This is a genomic window from bacterium Unc6, from assembly GCA_013626165.1.
Classification (GTDB): Bacteria; Omnitrophota; Gorgyraeia; order Velesiimonadales; family Velesiimonadaceae; genus Velesiimonas; species Velesiimonas alkalicola.
The window spans coordinates 1-24089 of sequence record NDHX01000002.1; the positions used below are offsets into that span (position 1 = coordinate 1).

A 24089-nucleotide genomic window follows, 5' to 3' on the forward strand; every position below is an offset into this window, starting at 1 on the left:
TTGAGGGAGCGAGGTTTTCGGCAAGCGAAAAAATTTTCTTGGAAAAAAATGGCAAAGGAAACTCTTGAAATCTACGAATCTTTAAGGAACGAAAATTAAGGATGAAAATATTGTTCATTACGCCACGCTTTCCATATCCCCCGCTAAAGGGTGACCAAGCGGTACCATATCACCGTCTCCGCATTTTGAACCGAAGGCATGAGATTACTCTTCTTTCCCTTTATGATAAAGAGGATGAGCTTGCGGGACTCGATAATTTAAAACCTTTTTGCAAGGCGATCCATACTGTCAGGCTACCCCAATGGCGGTCGGTCATGAATGTAGCCTTGAAAGGTCCTTTTACGTCTTTGCCTTTGCAGGCATTGTATTATTGGTCTAACGCATTTAAAAAACGGATTGATGAGTTGCTTGCTGAAAATAGCTTTGATTTGATCCATGCGTATATGCTGAGGGTTGCGCCATATCTATCTGATGTGTCTGCCCCTAAGGTATTGGAGTTGATTGATTCCATGCAGCTAAATCTTGAGCGCCGTGTAGCAATGGAAAGGATTCCAAAACGCTGGCTCTTTCAGGAGGAATTGCGCCGTATAGTTCACTATGAGCGAAACATTGGGGATTATTTTGATCAGATGATCGTAGTTTCTGAAAAAGACAGGGCGCTTATTCCAAATAAAAAGGTAAGGGTCATCCCTAATGGCGTAGATACAGAACTGTTCAAACCACAGAGCAAAGAATCTAAGGAACCGGCGATTGTCTTTTCAGGAAATATGGGGTATTTCCCAAACGAAAGCGCCGTTATTTGGTTCGTAGAGAAATGTTTTCGGAGGATAAAAAAAGAGATACCTGATGCGAAACTGGTAATAGCGGGAAATAACCCAAGCTCAAAGATAAAAAAATTAGGGGACAATCTTTCCATTTTTGTCACCGGGTTCGTAGAATCGATGGTGGATGAATTGAATAAGGCTCAGGTTGCCATTGCGCCCATGCAGTCAGGGTCAGGGATGCAGTTCAAAATTCTGGAGGCAATGTCATGTAATTTGCCTGTTGTGACAACAACACTTGGTTTAGGTGATATCAAAGCAAGACCAGGAGAAGAGATTTGCGTGGCTGATACGGCGGAGGATTTTGCAGAAACAGTTGTGACACTTATAAAGTCACCTGAAATGGCTGACCGCATAGGGAGAAAAGCTCGTGAGTTTGTTATGCATAACCACAGTTGGGAAAATGCTGCTTCCCAGGTTGAAGAGATTTATAGTAGACTCCTGAAAGAATAAGGGACCAGGCTACTTTTTCGTAAGGGTGAATTAAGGTTCAAGGATTAAAATGTTTTTGCTGAGCATTACTAAAAAAAAGCTGATTTTATTTCTTGTTGACGTAATAATTATTATTACTGCATCTTTTCTGGCTGCTTTTATCAGATTTGGTAGAGATGTCGGGGTAATTTATCTCCAGGAGCATCTTTTTGTCTTCCTGCTAACCGGTATTGTCTTTCTTGTGTTCTTCTACATCGCTGACCTCTATGATGTCAAGAAAGATTTTCACTCTCCTAAGTATGTAGGAGAAATTATCCTCAGTGGTGTTTTAACATTTATTATTTCTGGATTTCTGATTTATGGTTATCGGCTGGTGATGCCGGGAAGAGGGGGTCGGATGGATAGCGCCACCTAATAATGTCAGTGCTTTTGTAAGTGCGGTTCTGGAGGCAGAATCCGATTCTGAGCGACTTGCGGCTATGGGGAGATGCGCACGTCTGTTAGTTGAAAAGGAATATTCAAGGGAGTGTGTTGTTGGATTATATAAAAGGCTGTTTGATAAAATGAACGAAAATACACAATAAAGAAAAAGAGAGAAAGGACATAGAATGAATATATTGGTTACCGGAGCCAACGGTTTTGTCGGTCAAGCACTCTGCAAAAGGATGCTGGTTGACGGATACCAGGTGCGGGGAGCTGTCAGGGCCGTCACTCAAATGACGGCTCTGCCTTCAGGGGTTGAAGGGGCGATGGTCGGCGATATCAGCCCGGAAACTGATTGGTCTGAAGCACTGGATGGTATAGATGCTGTTGTTCATTTAGCGGCACGGGTGCATGTGATGGATGATACTGCTGCCGACCCCCTTGCCGCATTCAGGGAAGTCAATGTTTTGGGGACCGAACGACTGGCGCGTATGGCGGCAAAATATGGTGTACGTCGTTTAATTTTTATTAGTTCAATAGGTGTAAACGGGGAATTTAGTTCGGAAATGCCGTTTAGTGAGAAAAATCTCCCAAATCCACATAATGCTTATGCTGTTTCAAAGTGGGAAGCTGAGCAGGTTTTACATGTTGTTTCAAAAAATTCTGGAATGGAAGTTGTAATTTTGCGACCCCCTTTAGTTTATGGGCCGGATGCCCCGGGGAATTTCGCGAGGTTAATGCGCGTAATCAAAACCGGTTTGCCTCTGCCTTTTGGCAATATAAAAAGTTTACGCAGTTTTGTGTATATAGACAATTTAATAGACGCTATTATTACTTGTGTCACTCATCCACTGGCAGCAGGTGAGACTTTTATGGTAAGTGATGGGCAGGATGTGTCTACGCCGGATTTAATAAAGATGATTGCATCCGCGATGAATAAGAAGGTAATTTTATTTTCTTTGCACCCCGGTATTTTAAAGTCGCTGTGCAAAATTGCAGGTAAGGGAGAAGAGATGGAAAAATTAACAGGGTCTCTTCTTGTTGATAGCAGTAAAATCAGGAATCTGCTTGGGTGGAAACCGCCTTTTACTCTTGAAGAAGGAATAAAGGAAACCGTCAAATACTATGAATCATGATGAAGCGTATTTTTGATTTAACTACTGCAATTTTGCTATTGATTTGCTTAAGCTTGCCGTTGCTTGTACTTGCAATAATTATTAAATTGACCTCTTCCGGTCCAGTTTTATATTGGTCAGACAGGGTGGGTAAGAACAACACAATTTTTAAGATGTCCAAGTTCCGCACGATGCGGGTGGATACCCCGGCAGTTGCGACGCATCTTTTTAAGGATGCCGACCGCTATCTTACGCCGATAGGTGCTTTTTTGCGTAAATTTAGTTTAGATGAATTGCCGCAATTATTTAACATAGTATCGGGTGATATGACATTTGTAGGACCAAGACCGGCATTATTCAACCAGCACGATTTGATAGATTTAAGAACAAAAAAGAATGTCCATATAATAGTTCCGGGAATTACCGGATGGGCACAGATTAACGGGAGAGATGATATCCCTATCCCAATCAAAGTTAAACTTGACGAGTATTATTTAAAAAATAGAGGTTTTTTTTTGGATATCAAAATTTTATTCATAACGCTTTATAAGGTTATAAAAAAAGAGGGAATATCTCATTAAAATTGGTAAAATGAAAATTAAAAATCTTATAAATAGTTATCGCCGGATTTTAATCATTATATTACATCTCGGGATTATTGTATTGGCGTATTTCGCTGCGTTTTATTTGCGGTTTGATTTTAATTTTCCCAAAGAATATTTTCAAACGGTTATACCCAAAACCCTTCCGCTTTTGATTTTAATCAAACTTCTTTTCTTTTATTTTTTCGGGTTATATTCCGGTCTCTGGCGGTATGTCAGTACCCATGATTTGTGGAAAATTTTTCTTGCCAATGCCTTGTCATCTGTTGCTTTTTTCGGAGCGGTTGTGTTTTATCACGGGTTGCTCGGTTTTCCGCGTTCGGTGGTTATAATTGATTTTATATTATGTTTTGGTTTTGTCTCGGGCGTCCGATTTTTTACCCGCCTTATCAGAGAACGGACAAAAATTGATTTTATTCAGAAAAAGAAAAAAGTTCTTATCGTCGGCGCCGGTGATGCCGGGGTTTCAATTTTAAGAGAGTGTATAAATAATCCGAAAATTGATTTTGAGGTCGCCGGTTTCGTTGATGACGACCCTGCCAAAAAAGGACACAATATCTACGGAGTGAAAGTTTTCGGCGGCAGAGAACATATTCCTAGGATTGCCGCTGATTTGGAAATTGATGAAATAATTCTGGCGCTCCCGTCAGTAAAAGGAGATGTTATCCGCGGGATACTTTCTTATTGCGAGCAGACGGATGCAAAAATAAAAATCATTCCCGGACTTGATAAAATCATCAGCGGACATCTAGAATTAAGGCCCCGCAATGTCCAGCCGGAAGACCTTTTGGGAAGAAAGCCCGTAAACATAGATGAGACGGAAATCAGTTCATATCTTAAAAACAAAAGGGTTCTTGTTACCGGCGCCGGCGGCTCAATCGGTTCGGAATTGTGCCGCCAGATAACACGATTTTTTCCTGAAAAAATCGTGTTATTTGATAATCACGAAAATTATATCCATTATCTCGGACTTGAGTTTAACTTAAAATATCCCGATATAAAATATAAGACCATCATCGGTGATATTAGAGATGTAGGTATATTAAGGCATGTTTTTACCGAACACAAACCGCAGGTTGTTTTTCATGCCGCCGCCCACAAGCATGTTCCGTTGATGGAGGATAATCCGGTCTCGGCGGTTAAGGTTAATATCATCGGAACAAGAAACCTTATTTATGCCTCAAACCATTATAAAGTTGAAAAATTTGTTTTAATTTCTACCGATAAAGCGGTAAATCCGACAAGCATAATGGGTGCGACGAAAAGAATCGCAGAGATGATATTACAGGCAAAGGCAAAAGTCAGCAAAACAAAATTTATTGCCGTTCGTTTCGGGAATGTTCTCGGCTCGTCGGGAAGCGTAATTCCTCTTTTCAAAAAACAGATTGAAGAGGGCGGGCCCGTTACCGTAACCCATCCGGATGTCCGAAGATATTTTATGAGTATCCCGGAGTCGGCTCAATTGGTATTACAGGCAGGCGCTTTCGGCGCCGGCGGAGAAATTTTTATTCTGGATATGGGCGAGCAGATAAAAATAGTTGACCTTGCAAAAAATCTTATTGCTTTTTCGGGGCTTAAACTTGACAAAGATATTTCAATAAAATATATCGGACTTCGTCCGGGTGAAAAACTTTATGAAGAGATACTTTTAGACAAAGAAAAAGATAAAATTACAAAACACAAAAAAATATATGTGACTGCTCCGGAAAATTTTGACCCCTCTAAAATCAGAAAAGATATAAGGGAATTGGAGCATCTTGCCATCATAATGGATGAAGAAAAAATCTTAAAAAAACTTAAAGAGATGGTGCCCAATTATGTCTCCCAGACCAACCATACAATCGGTAATTAAATCCAAATTATTTAACTCCATAATTTATTATTTATTTATTTTTTTATTTTTTAGTGTTTCGTTGATTCCGTTTAATATTGTTTTTGATATTAAAATAGCGGGTGTCCCATTTCATTATATCTATATCGGTGGTTTAGCATCTTTGCTTGCAATTTTAAGTTTCTTGCAATATCCCCAATTGACATCTTTTGATAAATGGTTGTTTCTTCTCGCAATAGGACTTTCTTTGAGTTTGCTCACAAGTATTGACCATGCACATTCTCTTCAAATGTTATTGCAGGTATGTTCAGTTTTAAGATAAGAGAATATTTTCAAGTAAAAGAGGCGGCAAAAGAAGCGGCAAAGATAATCTTCTAAAGAATAGATGACAGGCAACGAGGCAACAGATGGCAGGTGTTCTGGTGCACTGGTGCCGAGGGGGAAATATGGGTAATTTATATGAACAGATAATAGATAATAAAATCCGTTCCTGGTTTTTGATTATTATATTTCTTATTATTGTCATTGGATTAGGATGGTTGCTTGGCAGACTTTCAGGAATGGGGTGGGGTGGGCTTATTATTGCATTTTTTATTGCATTTATAACCGGTATATTCAGCTATTATTATAGCGATAAAATTGTTCTTGCAGTGTCAGGGGCTAAACCTGTTAAAAAAGAAGACTTTCCTTATCTTGTCCATACTGTTGAGGGGCTTGCAATTGCAGCAGGCGTTCCTACACCGGGTATATATTTTATTAAAACACAGGCTCCTAATGCATTTGCAACGGGAAGGGACCCGCAACACTCATCCATTGCAGTTACAACAGGACTTCTTGAGAGACTCAACAGAAAAGAATTAGAAGGTGTTGTTGCACATGAGATGTCTCATATAAAGAATTTTGATATAAGGATAAGCACCCTTGCCTCAATCCTTGTAGGAACCGTAGCTATACTTTCAAGGTTTTTCTTGCAGAATCTCATCTGGGGAGGGGGTCGCAGGCGGGGCGGAGGAGGAGGAAGAGACGGTGGTTTGGGTGCGATACTTATAATAGTGGGAATAGTTCTTGCGATACTTACCCCTTTTATTGCTCAACTAATTCACCTTGCACTTTCAAGACAGAGGGAATTTCTTGCAGATGCATCCGGTGCAGAACTTACAAGATACCCCGAGGGGCTTGCAGGTGCATTGTTAAAAATATCTGCTGACTCTCATTCTGTTGAAACCGCAAGCGAAGGCACTGCCCATATGTATTTTGCAAATCCGTTTGGAGCAGAAAAGAGAATTTTCCATCTTTTTAGCACACACCCTCCTGTTAAAGAAAGAATCAAAAGACTTAGAGAAATGTAATGTCTAAATACATAGACTCCCAGCATATTGCAGATGTTGTCTCTGGCCTGTCAAAGAAAGCAAATCTTGTTCTAAGAGAAGATGCGGTTTTCTCATTTAACAAAGCAATAAAAAAAGAAAAAAATTCGCAAGCCAAACAGATTTTAAAGATACTTCTTGAAAATGCTCATTATGCAAAAGCCAATAATCTTGCAATGTGTCAGGATACGGGACTTGTCATTGTTTTTATCAGTTTAGGACAGGATGTGAGAATCAAAGGTGGATATGTTCAGGATAAGATTCAAGAGTCTGTCCAAAGCATTTATAAGAGTTGTTTTTTCAGAGACTCTGTTGCAGAGCCTATAACAAGACAGAAAAGTAATGCATCGGGTGTATTTATTCACTGGGATGTTGCAAAGGGCGATAAAATTGATATAAAGATTTTGATAAAAGGATTCGGAAGTGAGAATGCAGGTTCTGTTAAGATGTTTTATCCTACAGCAGACAGAGATGAAATTATCCAGTGGATTGTCCGGTGTGTAGAGGATGCAGGCGGAAGACCCTGCCCTCCAGTGTTTTTAGGTGTAGGGATTGGCGGAACACAGGATGTTGCCTGTGTTCTTGCAAAACAGGCACTTACCGAAAGGATGGATAGATTTTCAGAATTGAAAAATATATCAGGATTAGAAAAACAGATATTTTCACAGATTAATAAAACAGGTATAGGACCTTTGGGATTGGGTGGAAGGACAACCTGCCTTGGTGTCAGAGTAAAGATTGCTCCAACACATATTGCAGGACTTCCTGTGGCGCTGCAGATAGGTTGCCATGCGCTGCGTGGATGCCAGAAAACTATATAACAAACCCTTGAGGTGAAAAGAGGTATCAGTGGATGGATATATTAAGTGGTAAAAGAATAATTCTTCCATTAAAATATTCTGTGGCAAAATCACTTAAAGCAGGACAATGGGTCAGGCTTACAGGCTATGTTTATACTGTGAGAGATGCCGCTCACAAAAGACTTGCAAAGACAATAGAAAGGGGTAAAAAGATTCCAATACCCTTAAAAGAACAGATAATATACTATACAGGACCTACGGCTTCGTTCAGTGGTCATATTATAGGTTCGTGCGGACCTACAACCTCATCCAGAATGGATAAATACACTCCTGTGCTTCTTGAAAACGGGCTTGTAGGGATGATAGGAAAAGGAGAAAGGTCTGAACAGGTGAGGCTTGCAATAAAAAAATACAGGGCAATATATTTTGTTACATTCGGAGGGGCGGGTGCTTTTCTTTCAAGATTTGTGAAAAAATGCAATATTGCTGCATATCCTGACCTTGGGACAGAGGCAATATATAAGATTTTTTTTGAGGATTTTCCTGTTATGATAGGGATTGAAACTAATGGAAATTGTTTTAGCAACAAGAAATCTTAAAAAACTTCAGGAGTTAAAATCGCTTCTTAAAAATTTGGAGGTAAGAATTTTAACCCTTAACGATTTTCCTAACATTCCTCAGACTGTAGAAGATGGAACTACTTTTGAAGAAAATGCCCTGAAAAAAGCAACGGAAGTTTGTAAATTCACAAACCATTTTACCATCGCAGATGACTCAGGACTTGAGGTTGAAGGGCTGAACGGTGCACCCGGCATATATTCTGCACGGTTTGCAGGTGAAGGTGCAGATGATAGAATGAATAATGAGAAACTTCTTTTTTCGTTAAAAGCAATGGAAGGAGAAAAAAGAAAAGCCCGTTATGTATGTGCCATAGCAATTGCTTTTCCGGACGGACATTATAAGGTTGTAAGAGGAGAATGCAAGGGTATTATTGCCCGCAGGTTGTCAGGCAGGTGTGGGTTTGGGTATGACCCTTTGTTTTTTCTTCCAAGGTATAACAAAACTATGGCACAGATTTCTCCGTCTTTGAAAAATAAAATAAGCCACAGAGCAATTGCATTAAGGAAGGCTTATAGACTTATTTCTAAAAAATAACAGGCACAATTTTTTAAGTATTTAGATTTATAGGGGGCAGGCAGGGACAGATGAATAATAGAGACCTCGGCACCTAATATAGTTTCCACTGAAAAACCATGGAAACTATTGATTACGGCGATTAAATTCAGATTACAGCGATTTTGTTTTGCCGGAATAATCTCCGTAATCTTTTGTGAAATCTCTGTAATCAAGTTATTACCGGGTTTTTCAGTAACTTAATATAACTCACAAAAGCAAAAATTATTATATCAGACAATTTATTGAAATAATCATATGAATAAACCCGAAGGTTATTTAAGAATTAGCAGACGAAGCGGGGTCATGCTGCAAAATCCATATCCGATGTATTTCTATCCCGATAATCTTTTGGAAAGCATAATTATTTTCCAAAAAAGAAAATTTGATTATAAATCTATTCCAAAAGAAACCAGAGGGGCTTCAAAAATTAACATAAAAGAATTTTCAGGATAATAAATGGTTTATGACTTTGTGGGATATGGTTAATGTGTTGATAGGCTCGATGAGCGATGCAGGAGATAAAAAATGACTGAAAATATAGTTGGCAAGAGATACGATTTTCAAGTCGGTTGCGATAAAATTGACGAAAAATATTTTGAGTTTTATATTAGAGCAATATGCAAAATAACCAAAAGAACTTCCTGTATCAATAATCTCAATGCGGTATTATCTGAACTTCATACTGAACAAAAAGATGAGAATTACGATTCTGATCCGGAATACCTTGACTCAACATGGACTATCTTAGAAGAAAAAGCTAAAAAATTTACAAAAATAGCGGAAAACTTTCTTATCAGTTCAAGATTTGTGACTATCTTGAAAACAAATTGGATGATGACAGAAAAGAAGGAGAATGGGAGAACATTGTTGCAGAAAGTGGAGAAATAAAAGAATACGAAGATGAGGAATAATCAATGGCATATAAAATAATCATGGGTGATTGCATAAAAGAATTAGAGAGATTAACAACAACTATTGATTTGACATTCCTTGATCCGCCTTTTAATCAGGGTAAAGAGTATGCTGAACATGATGATAATATGCCTGACGATGTTTACTGGCAGTGGATGCGGGAGGTATGCAGCAATATTTACAAATTAACTTCACAAGGCGGAGCAATCTATTTTATGCAAAGGGAAAAAAATACTGAACATATTTTAAGCTGTCTCAGAGAATCAGGATGGAATTTACAAAATTTAATAATCTGGAAGAAGAAAACTTCAGCAGTACCGTGCAGTAACAAATTTGGAAAACATTACCAGATAATAGCTTATGCAATCAAGGGGAAAAAGGCGAATGTTTTTAATAGATTAAGGATCAATCCACCCTTGCCGTCTAACTACAAGTGTAAACGAGAAGACGGTATGTATGTTACTGATGTATGGGACGATATCAGAGAGCTTACAGCAGGCTATTTTGCTGGAGATGAGGCTATTCGTAAACCAGATGGCAACCGTTTCCATAAACAACAATCGCCTATCCAATTGCTTTTAAGAATAGTTTTATCCTCGTCAAATCCAAACGATACAGTTTTAGACCCTTTTGCAGGAACAGGAACAACATTGGTAGTCGCGGAACAATTAAGAAGGAATTCTGTAGGCATAGAAAAAGATAAAGAAAATATAAATTGTATAGAAAAAAGGCTGACGAATAGCAGAGAGTCTGATAATATTCAAAGATATTATAATGATTATGTTTATACTGATGATATTGAAAAAATTTGGGGATATGGAGTTGGTGATAGCTCTAAAAAGTATAGAGTTAAACAGCTTTCAATGTTTGGTTCGGAGAGATGATGTATTCCATATATCACTTTTTTAAATCGCTTATAGAAAGCAAAAGACACTTTTTGACAGAATATAAACTTGAAGACTTCCCGTTTAATGAAAACTTGCTTTCATGCAGAAATAAGGGGACTTTTCCAGATATGGCTATAAGACTAAATACGAATAGGGAAGTCTTTACTGGCGGTGAATTAATTGAATCGAAAGATAGCAATAGTTATACAGTGTCCTCTTTCAATTCAACCATTCCTTCGGGAAAAAAGGAGATAACAAAAATAATAACTAGCGAAACCAGCAATATCAAACAACAGATGGAAAATAATGGCGAAGATATTTACTCTTTACCGATCAGGGATGTTTTTTATCTCGTCAGAGGCAAAAAGAATAGGAATGTAAAAGTCTGCCTTGTTTATGGAAGTTTTTTTGAGACTATTTGCATTGAAGATTTAATCAGTCAATCGTTTTTACAGGTTTTGGAAGAAAGACTTAGGGATAGAGGAGAAAGTTTTGATGAAGATGTAAAGAAAAAACTCCTGACAATTCTGTCTGAACAACAGAGTTTCAGTAAGGTAAGGGACGTTAAAAAAGCCTCTGTTAAATTAAGGTTCCGTGTAATGACAGAGGTAAAAGCAGAAGGCAATATTTTAAATCCAAAGAAATATCCTGAGATAAAAGATAACACGCTAAATTTTGTTTTACCTTGTCACAACGAAAATGAAGAAAAAGAAATAATTAAAAAAGCAGAATCAATTTTTAACAAAACGGAATTAAAACAATTCATAATCTTTAAAATCAAGCATCATTTCAACGGCTATTTTCTGGTATTACAAACATCATTATAACTATCAATCAGACCAGTTACATTGGAACTTATCTCAGATTGAGAATGTCGGCACAATGGGCGAAAAAGCGGAGACAAACAAAAATCAAAAAGAAAATCACAGGGAATTTATTATACGCCAAAATATATTGTTGAGTTTATCGTCAAGGAAACCCTGGGTGAGGTGTTAAGGAAAGCCAGGCCAAAAGAGATACAAAAAATAAAAGTGCTTGACCCTGCTTGCGGTTCAGGTTCTTTCCTTACTGCCGCATACGATAGGATTTTGGAAACTCTAACAAAACAAAATCCACAGACCTCACTTTTTGCCAAGTTTGATATTCTGAAAGACAATATCTACGGCGTTGGCTTGGACACACAAGCAGTTGAAATCGCCCAACTTAATCTCTTGCTCAAAGTCCTTTCTCAAAAAACAAAATTGCCAACACTGGAAAAACTTAAAGAGGATAAAAGAACTGAAAGTTTTTGCGTAATTGAGAATACCGATATTAATAAAACAAGAAATGATATTGTTCATAAAAACGCATATAGACCATCTTTGTGCGATGTGCAAAAATATGACAAATTGATTAGCAGTCTAAATTGGTTAGGTATATCATATTTGAAGGTGCAAGACTCGCTTTATTATATTAACCAAAGAACTTGCCGCCTGCACTCGGCTGAGCCGAGCAATCAGCCAAAGGCGGGCACGGGAACGACATAAAAACCTGTTCCTGTCTCTTTTCACATTTCAGGGTAGTATTATAAATCCAAATATTGAACCACCTATCTATTTAACAGGGCAATTATGGTTAGAAGAAATACAAAGTCTTTACAAAAACAACAGACCTGCCTACAGGCAGGATTTTGATTCAATTATGGGAAATATACTTGAAACCTTAAATCAAAAAAGAGTTTTGCTTTTAGACGGTGCAATGGGAACGCGACTTCAGGAACAGGGATTGCAATCGGGAGAAGCGCCTGAATTATGGAATATAAAACACCCTGAAATAATTTCCCTGATACACAAAGAATATGTGGGCGCAGGTTCAGATGTTATTCTTACCAATACATTCGGAGGTAATCTAATAAAATTAAAAAAGGCTGGAATTGAAGTATTGTTTAAAGATATAAACTCTGCTGCTGTAAGAATTGCCCGTTCTGCCGAAGCCGATTATGTTTTTGGTGATATTGGACCTACAGGTGAACTACTTGAGCCATATGGAGAATTGAAAACAGAAGATGCCATAGATGTATTTAAAAAGCAGGGAGAGGTTCTTACCCTTGCAGGTGTGGACGGATTTATAATTGAAACTATGATAGATGTTGAAGAGGCTGTATGTGCGGTTAAAGGATTAAAACAGTTTGGACTTCCGATATTTTCATCTATTACATTTCAGAAAACAAAAAAAGGTGAATTTAGAACTCTTATGGGACAAACCCCTCAAGGCGCAGCAGTAAGATTAAAAGATGAGGGCTCTTGTGCGGTTGGAACAAACTGCGGACTCGTAATTGAAGAAATGATAGGTCTTGTAAAACAGATTTCTACATCTGTATCTGTTCCAATTATTGCAGAACCAAATGCAGGGATTCCTAAAATAAAAAACGGAAAAACGGTGTTTGAGCAAACCCCTGCGGATTTTGCATCACATCTTAAAATGCTCATAGATGCGGGAGCAAGCATCATAGGCGGATGTTGCGGAACAACCCCATCATTTATAAAAGCATTAAAGAAAGAATTAGAAATTTCGGTCAAAAAATGAATCCAAAAATAATAATATTTTATACGCCCTGTGGAGCAGGTCATAGAAGGGCTGCTGAGTCAATTGCAGAAGGTTTTAAAAGATCAGGACACCCTGATGAGCGGGTCATAATAAAAAACTCACTTGAATTTGTAAATAAACTTGCAGGAAAATTATATGTAAAAGGTTATGATTTTCTTCTAAAACATGCTCTGTTGTTGTGGGCTTTTTTTTATTCTGTAACAGATGTAAAATTTTCGGCCCCTTTTTTTAAGGTTTTAAGAAGGGTATATAACGAACTAACCTGCAAGGGGTTGGTTAAATTTATAAAAGAGCAATCCCCTGATGTTATAATCTGCACACACTTTCTTCCCGAAGAGATTGTCTGTTCAATGAAAAAAAAGGGGTTGTATGAGAGAAGACTCGTCACCTGTGTTACAGATTTAAGGGTTCATTCATTCTGGATACTTGATGGAGTGGATGATTATGTTGTCGGAGGCGAAGAGGGTAAAAAGGACCTTTTAAGGTGGGGTGTAGAAGAGAAAAAGATAAAAGTTTTTGGTATACCTGTTCATCCTGAATTTTCTAATGATTTAGATAGGCAAAAATTATGCGAAAAATTAGGAATCAAAGACTCTGTGTTTACAATACTTGTTACTGCTGGTGGATTGGGTATAGGACCTGTAAAAAAGATTGTCCAATCTTTAACTATAATTTCTGAGGAACTACAGATCCTTGTTGTTTGTGGAAAAAGTCCAAAACTTTTTAAGGATTTGACTGCATTTGCTAGATCAAGTTTAGAAATATCAGAACCCTCCCCATATGCGATGAATAAAAAAAAGATTTGTATATTTGAGTTTGTAAATAATATGCATGAGATTATGTCTGTAAGCGATATAATAATTTCAAAAGCAGGTGGCTCAACCGTTGCAGAGGCACTTGCAAAACAATTGCCGATTATTATAATAAGGCCTATTCCTGGGCAGGAGATAAAAAATACTGAAGTTCTTGTATCAAACAATGCAGGAATAAGGGCTTATAATGTCCAGCAGGCGATAGAGAGTGTCCGGTTTTTAATGAAAGACAAAGACCACATACTTGAATTAAAGAAAGGAATACAGAAGATAAGGAAGCCCCATTCTGCAATAGATATTTGTAGGCTTGTGTTAAAATAGGGCTTACTGAAAGCCCTGATTACACAGATTTTTGAAAGATTACACCGATAGGGTCTGATGAGTTTTTCAGCAGACCCTAAAATAAATATGGATAAATCAGCAAAAAAAGATTTAATAAATTCTGTAAAAACATATCTTGATTCACACATAATGGCAGGCGTTGGGATGCTTGCAGTTAGAAGGGAAAATATATCAATCCCCTCATATATTTTCACCGCCTCCGATGATTGCCTGGAAGATAGATGGGAAGAACTTTATAAAGAATGTGTGGGTTGCCGTTTATGCGAACTTTCAAAAACAAGAACAAATGTTGTTTTTGGAGAAGGAAATAAAAGTGCAAAGATTGTGTTTATCGGTGAAGCCCCGGGCAGGGACGAAGACTTACAGGCAAAGCCATTTGTGGGAAGGGCAGGGCAACTTCTTACAAGAATGATAGAGGCTATGAACTTAAAAAGGACAGATGTGTATATATGTAATGTTCTTAAATGTAGACCACCTGACAACAGACCCCCGCAGCAGATAGAGATTTCGGTATGCAGAAAATATCTTGAAAAGCAGATAGAGTTGATCTCTCCAAAGGTTATATGTACATTAGGGAGGTATGCAGCACAGACAATACTTGGAACAATAGATGGTATAACCACTTTCAGGGGAAAACAGGGGGTGTATAAAAATATACCTGTTATTCCAACGTATCATCCTGCCTATCTTCTTCGTAATCTTTCTGCAAAACAAGATACATGGGAAGACCTGCAAAAAGTTACAAAAATACTTGAGCAAAATTAGATAAAAACATATAATATGTGTAAAAACAATGATATACAGAGAGGAGGTTCATATGGCAAAAGTGATAGGTATAGACCTTGGTACATCCAATTCTGCAGCAGCGGCAATGGAAGCGGGGCGTCCTACAATTATTCCGAGTGCGGAAGGAACAAGTTTAGGAGGTAAGGCATTCCCCTCATATGTTGCCTTTACGAAAGATGGGCACAGGCTTGTGGGTGAACCAGCCCGTCGTCAGGCAATAATAAACCCGGAAGGAACCGTAATGACTGCAAAAAGAAAGATGGGAACTGACCATAAATATAAGATACACGGTAAGGAATACACTCCACAGCAGATTTCGGCATTTATACTTCAAAAAGTAAAACAGGATGCAGAAGCCTATATCGGGGAGCCCATCACAGAGGCTGTTATTACCTGCCCTGCATACTTTGATGATAACCAGAGAACTGCAACAAAAGATGCAGGAGAGATAGCGGGTTTTAAGGTTCTTCGTGTTATCAATGAGCCGACTGCTGCTTGTCTTGCTTACGGGTTTGAAAAAGAAAAAAAAGAACAGAAAGTACTTGTATTTGATTTTGGTGGAGGAACGCTTGATGTAACGATTATGGAGATGGCAGAAGGTGTATTTGAGGTAAAATCCACAAGCGGAGACACACAGTTGGGAGGCACCGATATGGATAACCGCTTGATTGATTATATTGCGGGGGAGTTTAAAAAAGAGTCAGGCATAGATGTCAGAAACGATAAGATGGCTATACAGAGATTAAGAGAAGCATCTGAAAAGGCAAAGATAGAACTTTCAAGCACAATGACAACGGATATAAATCTTCCGTTTATAACTGCTGATGCCACAGGTCCAAAACATCTTACGATGTCAATCACAAGAAGAAAGATTGAAGATCTTGTAACCCCGATTATAGAAAAATGCAGGCATCCTATTGAACAGGCACTTGGTGATGCAAAACTTGCCTCTGAGGATATAGACAGAATTATTCTTGTAGGAGGACCTACACGGATGCCTGCTGTTCAAAAATTTGTAGAAGACATAGTTGGTAAAAAAATAGAACGTGGGGTTGATCCGATGGAGTGTGTGGCTATTGGTGCCGCAATTCAGGGAGCAGTACTAAAAGGAGAAATAAAAGATGTACTTCTTCTTGATGTAACTCCTCTTTCATTAGGCATAGAAACATTAGGCGGTGTTTCTACAAAACTTATTGAAAGAAACACAACCATACCCACAAAAAAAAGTCAGATATTTTCAACAGCAGCAGATAACCAGACTGCTGTTACAATAAGGGTTCTTCAGGGAGAAAGGTCAATGGCAGACGATAATGTTGAACTTGGAAGGTTTGACCTTATAGGGATTCCTCCCGCTCCAAGAGGGGTTCCCCAGATAGAGGTCACATTTGACATAGATGCAAATGGTATTGTGCATGTTAATGCAAAAGATATGGGAACGGGTAAGGAACAGTCAATCAGGATAACCGCCCCAAAGAAGTTAAGTAAAGAGGAAATAGAAAAAATGGTAAAAGATGCTGAGCGCTTTGTAAAAGAAGATGAAAAAAGAAAAGAAGAGGTTGATGTCAGAAATCAGGCAGACGGGCTTCTTCATACAACTGAGAAGTCATTAAAAGAATACGGGGACAAGGTATCTGCACCTGAAAAGGAAAAAGTAGAACAGAAGATCAATCAACTTAAAAGCACACTGAAAGGCAGAGATATAGAGAAAATAAAAAAGGATATGGATGAACTTGTTCAAGCCTCTCACAGCATTGCAGAACAATTGTATAAGCAGAAGGCGCCTGGCGGGCAACAAGAAGAGAAAGAAGAACCTTCACAAAAAGCAGGTGAAACAAAGAAAGACGAGAATGTTGTAGATGCTGAGTTTAAGGTAGAAGACGAGAAGAAATAGGGTAACAGGTGACTGGTGCTCTGGTGCTCTGGAGACTGGTTTTCCTCGTTGATAGTCTTTTAGTTGCCTCAAGAATGGAGGATTACAGATGCATAATCTAATTGCAATGGTAGGTCAGCAGGGACAGGGGGGTGGAAACATACTCTTATCACTTCTTCCACTTATTATTCTTTTTGCTGTTATGTATTTTCTTATTATTGGACCTCAACGCAGACAGCAGAAAGAACATGAAAAAGTAATTTCATCTCTTTCTAAAAATGATGTGATTATTACAACAGGTGGGCTACACGGGACAGTTATAAATGTGAAAGACAAGACAGTTGTTATAAGGGTTGAGGAAGGGAAGATTGAGGTTGACAAAACCTGTGTTGGAAGGATAACTAAGAAGGGATGAATGGTGTAGTAGATAGTAGGTAGTAGGTAGGAAAAATATCCCTCCTTTTATAAAGGAGGGTTGGGTGGATTATATTTTCCCCGATCTCCTAACTCCTACCTACTAATTCCTGCCTACTATGTTTGTGGGGGTAAAATGGATGTTAAATCAAAGGTTTTGATTACAGTTGCAATACTCGGGTTTTGTGCCTGGCTTTTGCATCCCACTGTAAGATGGTACGGAATGTCTGAGGATGAAAGAGAAGAACTTGACGAAGAGGAAGTTATTAATCTTCAAAAGGGAATAATAAACCTTGGTCTTGATCTTCAGGGTGGGATGGATGTTCTTTTAGAGGTTGATGTAAAAAAACGTCCCGAAGGTATGCCAAAGAGGCAGGCAGTTGAACAGTCAAAAGACATAATTGTAAAAAGGGTTGACCAGCTAGGGCTTTCCGAAACACTTGTTGTAAGAGAGGGTGAACAGTGGATAAGGGTTCAACTGCCAGGGGTAAAGGATACAAAAAGAGCCCTTGAGCTTATAGGTAAAACCGCAATGCTTGAATTTAAGATTGTTGAAGATACTCCTGAACTTGTTTCAAGAGCATTGTCCGGAGATATTCCGTCAGGTTTAGAGGTTCTACCAGGTACGGAAGAAGAAAAAATAGTTGTCCAATCAACCGCTCTTTTGACAGGGGGCGATTTAAAACCTACTGCGAGGGTTGATTTTGGCGGTCAGTTTGGAGAGCCGCATGTAAGTATAGAGTTCACAAGAGTTGGAGCAAGAAAATTTGCAAGGGTTACCGAGCGGAACATAGGCAGACAACTTGCCATTATACTTGATGGGGTTGTCCAGTCTGCACCTGTTATACAGACAGCCATACCGGATGGTAGGGCAATCATAACACATCGTGGAGGGAATATTCAAGATGCAAGCGATACAGCAATAATTTTAAGAGCAGGCGCACTGCCTGTTCCAGTAGATGTAATACAAACAACAATTGTAGGTCCTACACTGGGAATAGATTCTATAAAAAAAGGAATCCTCGCCTGTATTGTGGGTGGACTTGCAGTTATTATTTTTATGGGGATGTACTACAAATTATCAGGTCTTATTGCTGATATAGGGCTTGTGGTCAATATTATTATACTTCTTGCTTCTCTTGCTATGTTAGGTGCAACGCTAACACTTCCCGGTATAGCGGGTATCATACTTACAATTGGCATATCTGTTGATGCAAATGTTCTTATATTTGAAAGGATAAGAGAAGAGCTGACAAGGGGTTTAAGTATAAAGCAGGCTATAAAAACAGGATATAACAAGGCATTTCTTACCATATGTGATTCAAATATTACAACACTCGTAGGAGCAGCTATTATTTATATGTTTGGAGGTGGGCAGATTCAGGGGTTTGCAATAACACTGGGACTTGGTGTTCTTATAAACCTGTATACAGCAGTTGTTGTTACAAAAACAATGTTTGAGATGAGGAAAGAATATAAAGTACTGAGTATTTAGTTAAGGCGAGATTGGTGGCAGGGGAAAAATTGGTTCTTACTCGGCAAGTAAATACTCAGTCAACTGTGTTGCCTGAAATATAAACGGTATTTAGTAAATATTTATTTCAAACTTGCCTGTGCGAGGCAGACACAGGCACGCAAGGCAAATTAAAGGGTAATTGTGACTGATAAAAAAATAATGACTGGTGCTGAAATTTTTGTTCAGATGCTTAAAAAAGAAAATACAGAAGCAATATTTGGCATACCAGGGGGGGTGTTGCTTCCGGTTATGGATGCACTGTATAATTCCGATTTAAGGTTTATTCTTACAAGGCATGAACAGGGTGCAACACATATGGCAGATGGCTATGCAAGAGCAACAGGCAAAACAGGCGTTGTTCTTGTTACATCGGGACCCGGGGCTACCAATACAGTGACAGGTATCGCAACCGCATATATGGATTCTGTTCCAGTGGTTGTTTTTACAGGGCAGGTAACATCAAACCTTATAGGAAACGATGCATTTCAGGAGGCAGATATAACAGGTATCACAAGACCAATAACCAAGCATAATTATCTTGTTAAAGATGTAACAGAACTTGCCAGGGTCATAAAAGAAGCGTTTTATATTGCATCTACCGGAAGGCAGGGACCTGTTCTTGTTGATTTTCCCAAAGATGTTGCAACAGCTAAAACAGAATTTCAGTATCCTGAAAATGTAAGTATAAGAGGATACAAACCCAACTATGAAGGGCATCCGGGGCAGATAAAAAAAGCTGCAAAGATTATATCTGACAGTTGCAGACCGATTATATATGCAGGAGGGGGTGTGATATCTTCAGATGCATCGGAAGATCTGGTAGAGTTTGCAAATAAAATCAAGGCTCCTGTTACAACAACACTTCTTGGGCTGGGGTGCTTTCCCCAGGACCATCCTCTTTCACTTGGAATGATTGGTATGCACGGAGTAGGATGGGCAAACCATGCTATAATGTCAGCAGATCTTATCATAGGAGTTGGTGCGAGATTTGATGACAGAGTTACGGGGAAGGTTGAAACATTTGCTCCCGGGGCAAAGATTATACACATTGATATTGACCCTTCATCCGTAGGTAAAAGCATAAGGGTTGATATCCCTATCGTAGGAGATGCAAAGGGTATATTAAAAGAACTTATTCTGCAGACTGATAAAACAAAGGACACATCCCGGTGGTTAGAAGAAATTAAAAAGTGGAAAATACAGCATCCTCTTCGTTATAAAGAGGGACTGAAGATTAAACCTGAATATGTTATAGAACAGATATGCAAAATTGCAGGACAGAATGCAATAATATGCACAGAAGTCGGACAGAACCAGATGTGGGTGGCCCAGTTTTATAAATTTAAAAAACCAAGAACATTGATATCAAGCGGAGGTCTTGGGACAATGGGATATGGATTTCCAGCAGCCATAGGTGCAAAAGTGGGATGCCCAGACAAGACAGTTTTTGATATTGCCGGGGATGGAAGTTTTCAGATGAATATTCAGGAACTTGCAACCTGTCTTTCATACAACATACCCGTAAAGGTTGCCATACTGAATAACGGTTGTTTAGGTATGGTACGACAGTGGCAGGAGTTATTTTATAATAAGCACTATTACGCATCTATATTCAACAAAAATCCTGATTTTGCTAAGGTTGCAGAGGCATATGGTGCTGTTGGAATGAGAATAACAAAAAAAGAAGATGTACCTTCTGCAATTGAAAAGGCATTGAAAATAGATAATACAGTTGTTATGGATTTTGTAATAGATGAGACTGAAAATGTCTTTCCTATGGTTCCATCTGGAACAGCAATAACAGAGATGATAGAATTAGCATAAAAAATAGTAGGTAGTAGGTAGTAGGTAGGAGATAGGGGAAAATATAATCCACCCAACCCTCCTTTATAAAAGGAGGGATATTTTTCCTACCTACTATCTACTAATTCCTGCCTACTATTTTGGGAGGTATATGCATTGTATATTATCAGTGCTTGTAGAAAACAGAGCTGGGGTGCTTGCAAGGATTTCCGGGCTTTTCAGTGCAAGGGGATTTAATATACAAAGCCTTGCAGTTGGAGAGACAGAGGACCCTACAGTTTCAAAGATGACAATAGTTGTTGCAGGTGATGATAAAATTATAGAGCAGGTCAAAAAGCAGTTAAGAAAGACTATAGATGTTATAAAACTTAAAGACCTTACAAAAGAAGACATCATAGACAGAGAACTTGTTCTTTGTAAGGTGCCTTTGTCCAAGAAAGCAGACCATAAATTCCAGAATACAGTAAAAAAATACAAAGCAGAAACTCTATCTTCTACAAAAGAATATCAGATACTCGGGCTATGCGCAGACTCAAAAGATATTTCTGAGTTTTTAAAATTAATAAAAGAAGACGGCGGTTTTGATATTACAAGAACCGGCAAAATCGCCATCGCAAAACTAATATGAACCTAAAATTCTGTCCATTAATACTTATTTTTTTATTAGGTTGTGCTGCTTCAAAACAGACACTAATTAAAAAAGGAAGTAATGCTCATTATTTGGCATCCTCTATTGAAAGGGTATCCGAAAGTTTTCAGTCTTACTTAAATGAGGATGTATATAGTAAAGAAGAGTATCCAGAAACATTTATCCTTACACCGGAGACAATAAAAGAACTTTCACGATGGCAGTACATACCCCTTGATGCGGAAGCTGGGTTTGAGATCGCAACAGGCCAGTACGAGACAATTGAAAAAACCTTACATAGATTTGGTCTTGAAGGGAAATATGACCCATTGTCAGGGGCAGGGCAATTACACTGGGAGAAACAATTTTAATATGTCTTATCCATACAGAGTAGTTTATGCGAAAAAAGACCTTATGAAGTTTGTGTCTCATTTGGATTTGTTGCGTCTTTTTCAGCGAGCGTCAAGGAGGGCACATATTCCGCTTAAATTGACGAAAGGATTTCATCCTCATCCGAAGATGCAATTTCAAAGAGCACTGAAACTTGGGACTGAAAGCGAAAAAGAGGAATTTGTTTTATATTTAGAGCACGAATTAGAAGCAGAAAAAATAAAGATTCTTTTACAAAATAATCTTCCGCAAGGCATACTTATAAAAGAGGTCTATAAAGCATATGAATAAAAAAATGCTAATAAATGTTGAAAAAAAAGAAATAAGAATTGCCATTATTGAAGACTCTGTTCTTGGGGACTATTATGTAGAAAGAACAGATACAGAAAGGCTTGTTGGAAATATTTATAAGGGTAGGGTTGTTGCTGTTGTAAGTGGGATACAGGCTGCTTTTGTTGATATAGGATTGGAGAAAAATGGGTTTCTCTACATTTCGGATATTACAGAACCACCAAATGAGATTACAGATGAGCTAGAAATAGAAACTCAAGCAAAGAAGCCTTATCAAAAGATAGAAAAGGTTGTCCACAAAGGACAGGAGATAACAGTTCAGATTGTAAAAGAGCCATTAGGCACAAAAGGGGCAAGGCTTACCTCCCAGATTGCTATCCCCGGGCGATTTGTGGTCTTTATGCCGAATACAAAACAGTGCGGTATATCAAGAAGAATATCAGAACCAAAAGAAAGAGAAAGAATAAGAGAGATATTAAAGACCATAAGAGTTCCAGAAGGTGCAGGCGTAATTGTAAGAACAGCTGCCAGTGGATGTTCAAAAAACGATATAATAAGTGATATAAAATATCTTTTAAGTTTGTGGGCTGATGCAAGGACAAAGGCTGTTAAATCCCCTGTTCCTTCTCTTTTATTAGAAGAACAGGATGTTATATCCAGGGTATTGCGGGATATATTTTCAAATGAATTCTCTGAGATATATATAGACTCAAAAGATAAGCATAAGATTATCCTAAAAAATTTTGGAAAAATAATTCCTAATTTGAGGTCAAAGATTAGACTTTACCAAGAAAAAATACATCTTTTTGAAAAATTTTCAGTAGAAGATCGGATAGACAGGATATATCAAAGGTCTGTCCACCTAAAATCAGGCGGGACAATTATTATTGAACCCACCGAAGGGCTTGTTGCCATTGATGTAAATACGGGTAAATTTGTTGGGAAAAAGAGCCTGGAAGAAACCGCATATGCAACAAATCTTGAAGCAGCAAAAGAGATTGCAAGGCAGATAAGGCTAAGAGACATAGGCGGTATAATAGTAATAGACTTTGTAGATATGGACATTCCCGAACACAGAAAGGCTGTGTTTAATGAATTGCAGGATGCGCTAAAAACAGACAGGGCAAGAACAAAGGTCCTTCCTATGTCGGAACTATGTGTGGTTGAGATGACGCGTCAGAGAACAAGAAAGAGCCTTGAAAGTGCATCATACCAGCAGTGCCCTTCCTGTAAAGGCAGGGGACTTGTAAAAACATATCTTACAATCTCTATAGAGATTTTAAGAGATATAAAACAATCTTTACACAGGCATGGTAAAAAATCCTTAGAGGTAAAAGTTCATCCAGATGTATCTTCTTATCTTCTAAATGAAGAAAGGAATTCTGTTAATGCTATGGAAAATGAAAATGGTGTTAAGATTTATATTCGTCCGATTGTCGGGATGGGGACAGAGGAGTATCGGATAAAACAGATATAGGTAAGAAAGATTAATAGGTTAAGAACAATATAAATATCAAATATTAAAAAATTAAATATCCCCTGACAAGTCGGAGGATATTTAATTTGTTTTTCCTGCCTGACTATGTCTTAAGAGGAGGGTAAAAAATGTATGCAGTTGTAGAAGTTGGGGATAAGCAGTATTGTGTGGAACAGGGTTCACAGATAAAGACAGAACTTATTACACCTGAACAGAACGGCAAGTTTACCGTTAAAAATGTTCTTATGATAAAGGATGGTGAAAAGATAAAGATTGGAAGACCATTTGTAGAAGGTTCTTCTGTTGAATGTTCTGTCCTTAAAGAAGTAAAAGGACCAAAGGTTATTGCATTTCAGTATAGAAGACGAAAAGAATCTAAGAGGACAAAGGGACACAGACAGAGATATACTCTGTTGAAGGTGGAAAAAATAGTAGTGTAATGGTCAGTAGATAGTAGGTAGTAGGTAGTAGGTAGGAAAAATATCCCTCCTCTTTATAAAAGGAGGGATATTTTTCCTACCTACTATCTACTAATTCCTGCCTACTATGTTTTTGGAGGATATATGGCACATACAAAAAGTCAGGGTAGTTGTAGAAATGGCAGGGATTCAAACCCAAAATATCTTGGTATAAAGTGTTATGGGGGAGAAACAGTTAAGGCCGGCACCATACTTATCCGTCAGAGAGGCACACACTTTGATGCAGGACAGAATGTAGGGATAGGAAGAGATTTTACTCTTTTTGCAAAATGCGATGGCAAAGTTTTTTTCCCAAAAAACCATGTTGTTGCGATTGTATCATAAAAAGT

26 protein-coding genes and 1 pseudogene are annotated in these 24089 nt (G+C 38.2%); all 27 read left to right on the forward strand.

Going from position 1 to position 24089, the window contains the following annotated elements; translation table 11 throughout:
- Nucleotides 1-101 precede the first annotated feature (101 nt).
- Nucleotides 102-1274, forward strand: coding sequence for a hypothetical protein (locus B9J78_00975; GenBank protein MBA2123511.1), 1173 nt, complete (start codon nt 102-104; stop codon nt 1272-1274).
- A gap of 49 nt (nt 1275-1323) precedes the next feature.
- Nucleotides 1324-1668, forward strand: coding sequence for a hypothetical protein (locus B9J78_00980; GenBank protein ID MBA2123512.1), 345 nt, complete (start codon nt 1324-1326; stop codon nt 1666-1668).
- A gap of 193 nt (nt 1669-1861) precedes the next feature.
- Nucleotides 1862-2812 (forward strand): hypothetical protein, encoded by a 951-nt coding sequence (locus tag B9J78_00985; GenBank protein MBA2123513.1) that lies wholly within the window; start codon nt 1862-1864, stop codon nt 2810-2812.
- Complete coding sequence (locus tag B9J78_00990; GenBank protein MBA2123514.1) at nt 2812-3372, forward strand: lipid carrier--UDP-N-acetylgalactosaminyltransferase; 561 nt, start codon at nt 2812-2814, stop codon at nt 3370-3372. The genes B9J78_00985 and B9J78_00990 overlap by 1 nt, the downstream gene beginning before the upstream one ends.
- A gap of 10 nt (nt 3373-3382) precedes the next feature.
- Nucleotides 3383-5245, forward strand: a complete 1863-nt coding sequence (locus B9J78_00995) for a hypothetical protein (protein MBA2123515.1) — start codon at nt 3383-3385, stop codon at nt 5243-5245.
- On the forward strand, nt 5211-5546 hold the full coding sequence (locus tag B9J78_01000) for a hypothetical protein (protein MBA2123516.1): 336 nt from the start codon (nt 5211-5213) through the stop codon (nt 5544-5546). The genes B9J78_00995 and B9J78_01000 overlap by 35 nt, the downstream gene beginning before the upstream one ends.
- A gap of 124 nt (nt 5547-5670) precedes the next feature.
- On the forward strand, nt 5671-6573 hold the full coding sequence (locus B9J78_01005) for a zinc metalloprotease HtpX (protein ID MBA2123517.1): 903 nt from the start codon (nt 5671-5673) through the stop codon (nt 6571-6573).
- Complete coding sequence (locus B9J78_01010) at nt 6573-7412, forward strand: hypothetical protein (protein MBA2123518.1); 840 nt, start codon at nt 6573-6575, stop codon at nt 7410-7412. The genes B9J78_01005 and B9J78_01010 overlap by 1 nt, the downstream gene beginning before the upstream one ends.
- A 32-nt stretch (nt 7413-7444) precedes the next feature.
- Nucleotides 7445-7990 carry a fumarate hydratase gene (locus B9J78_01015; protein MBA2123519.1) on the forward strand — a complete coding sequence of 182 codons (546 nt, stop codon included), beginning with the start codon at nt 7445-7447 and terminating at the stop codon, nt 7988-7990.
- Nucleotides 7959-8546 (forward strand): non-canonical purine NTP pyrophosphatase, encoded by a 588-nt coding sequence (locus B9J78_01020; protein MBA2123520.1) that lies wholly within the window; start codon nt 7959-7961, stop codon nt 8544-8546. The genes B9J78_01015 and B9J78_01020 overlap by 32 nt, the downstream gene beginning before the upstream one ends.
- A gap of 282 nt (nt 8547-8828) precedes the next feature.
- Nucleotides 8829-9060 (forward strand): annotated as a pseudogene (locus tag B9J78_01025) (site-specific DNA-methyltransferase).
- 32 nt (nt 9061-9092) lie between these two features.
- Entirely contained in the window at nt 9093-9455 is a 363-nt protein-coding gene (locus B9J78_01030; protein MBA2123521.1) for a hypothetical protein, read from the forward strand.
- 26 nt (nt 9456-9481) lie between these two features.
- On the forward strand, nt 9482-10363 hold the full coding sequence (locus B9J78_01035) for a modification methylase (GenBank protein MBA2123522.1): 882 nt from the start codon (nt 9482-9484) through the stop codon (nt 10361-10363).
- On the forward strand, nt 10363-11193 hold the full coding sequence (locus B9J78_01040; GenBank protein ID MBA2123523.1) for a hypothetical protein: 831 nt from the start codon (nt 10363-10365) through the stop codon (nt 11191-11193). The genes B9J78_01035 and B9J78_01040 overlap by 1 nt, the downstream gene beginning before the upstream one ends.
- Nucleotides 11194-11298: 105 nt before the next feature.
- Complete coding sequence (locus tag B9J78_01045) at nt 11299-11892, forward strand: hypothetical protein (GenBank protein MBA2123524.1); 594 nt, start codon at nt 11299-11301, stop codon at nt 11890-11892.
- A 154-nt stretch (nt 11893-12046) separates the two neighbouring features.
- Entirely contained in the window at nt 12047-12931 is an 885-nt protein-coding gene (locus tag B9J78_01050) for a hypothetical protein (protein MBA2123525.1), read from the forward strand.
- A complete protein-coding gene (locus B9J78_01055; GenBank protein MBA2123526.1) occupies nt 12862-14085 on the forward strand; it encodes a hypothetical protein in 1224 nt (407 codons plus the stop codon). The genes B9J78_01050 and B9J78_01055 overlap by 70 nt, the downstream gene beginning before the upstream one ends.
- An 87-nt stretch (nt 14086-14172) precedes the next feature.
- On the forward strand, nt 14173-14871 hold the full coding sequence (locus B9J78_01060) for a hypothetical protein (GenBank protein MBA2123527.1): 699 nt from the start codon (nt 14173-14175) through the stop codon (nt 14869-14871).
- 52 nt (nt 14872-14923) lie between these two features.
- On the forward strand, nt 14924-16783 hold the full coding sequence (locus B9J78_01065) for a molecular chaperone DnaK (GenBank protein ID MBA2123528.1): 1860 nt from the start codon (nt 14924-14926) through the stop codon (nt 16781-16783).
- 88 nt (nt 16784-16871) lie between these two features.
- Nucleotides 16872-17177: a preprotein translocase subunit YajC gene (locus B9J78_01070; protein MBA2123529.1), complete on the forward strand. Its 306-nt coding sequence runs from the start codon at nt 16872-16874 to the stop codon at nt 17175-17177.
- 135 nt (nt 17178-17312) lie between these two features.
- Complete coding sequence (locus tag B9J78_01075; protein MBA2123530.1) at nt 17313-18671, forward strand: protein translocase subunit SecD; 1359 nt, start codon at nt 17313-17315, stop codon at nt 18669-18671.
- A 180-nt stretch (nt 18672-18851) separates the two neighbouring features.
- Complete coding sequence (locus B9J78_01080) at nt 18852-20516, forward strand: acetolactate synthase, large subunit, biosynthetic type (protein ID MBA2123531.1); 1665 nt, start codon at nt 18852-18854, stop codon at nt 20514-20516.
- A gap of 130 nt (nt 20517-20646) precedes the next feature.
- Nucleotides 20647-21123 carry an acetolactate synthase small subunit gene (locus B9J78_01085; protein ID MBA2123532.1) on the forward strand — a complete coding sequence of 159 codons (477 nt, stop codon included), beginning with the start codon at nt 20647-20649 and terminating at the stop codon, nt 21121-21123.
- 237 nt (nt 21124-21360) lie between these two features.
- Nucleotides 21361-21804, forward strand: a complete 444-nt coding sequence (locus B9J78_01090; protein ID MBA2123533.1) for a hypothetical protein — start codon at nt 21361-21363, stop codon at nt 21802-21804.
- A complete protein-coding gene (locus B9J78_01095) occupies nt 21797-23281 on the forward strand; it encodes a hypothetical protein (GenBank protein ID MBA2123534.1) in 1485 nt (494 codons plus the stop codon). The genes B9J78_01090 and B9J78_01095 overlap by 8 nt, the downstream gene beginning before the upstream one ends.
- Before the next feature lie 128 nt (nt 23282-23409).
- Nucleotides 23410-23721: a 50S ribosomal protein L21 gene (locus B9J78_01100; GenBank protein ID MBA2123535.1), complete on the forward strand. Its 312-nt coding sequence runs from the start codon at nt 23410-23412 to the stop codon at nt 23719-23721.
- Between the two features lie 123 nt (nt 23722-23844).
- Nucleotides 23845-24084, forward strand: coding sequence for a 50S ribosomal protein L27 (locus B9J78_01105; protein ID MBA2123536.1), 240 nt, complete (start codon nt 23845-23847; stop codon nt 24082-24084).
- Nucleotides 24085-24089: the final 5 nt, after the last annotated feature.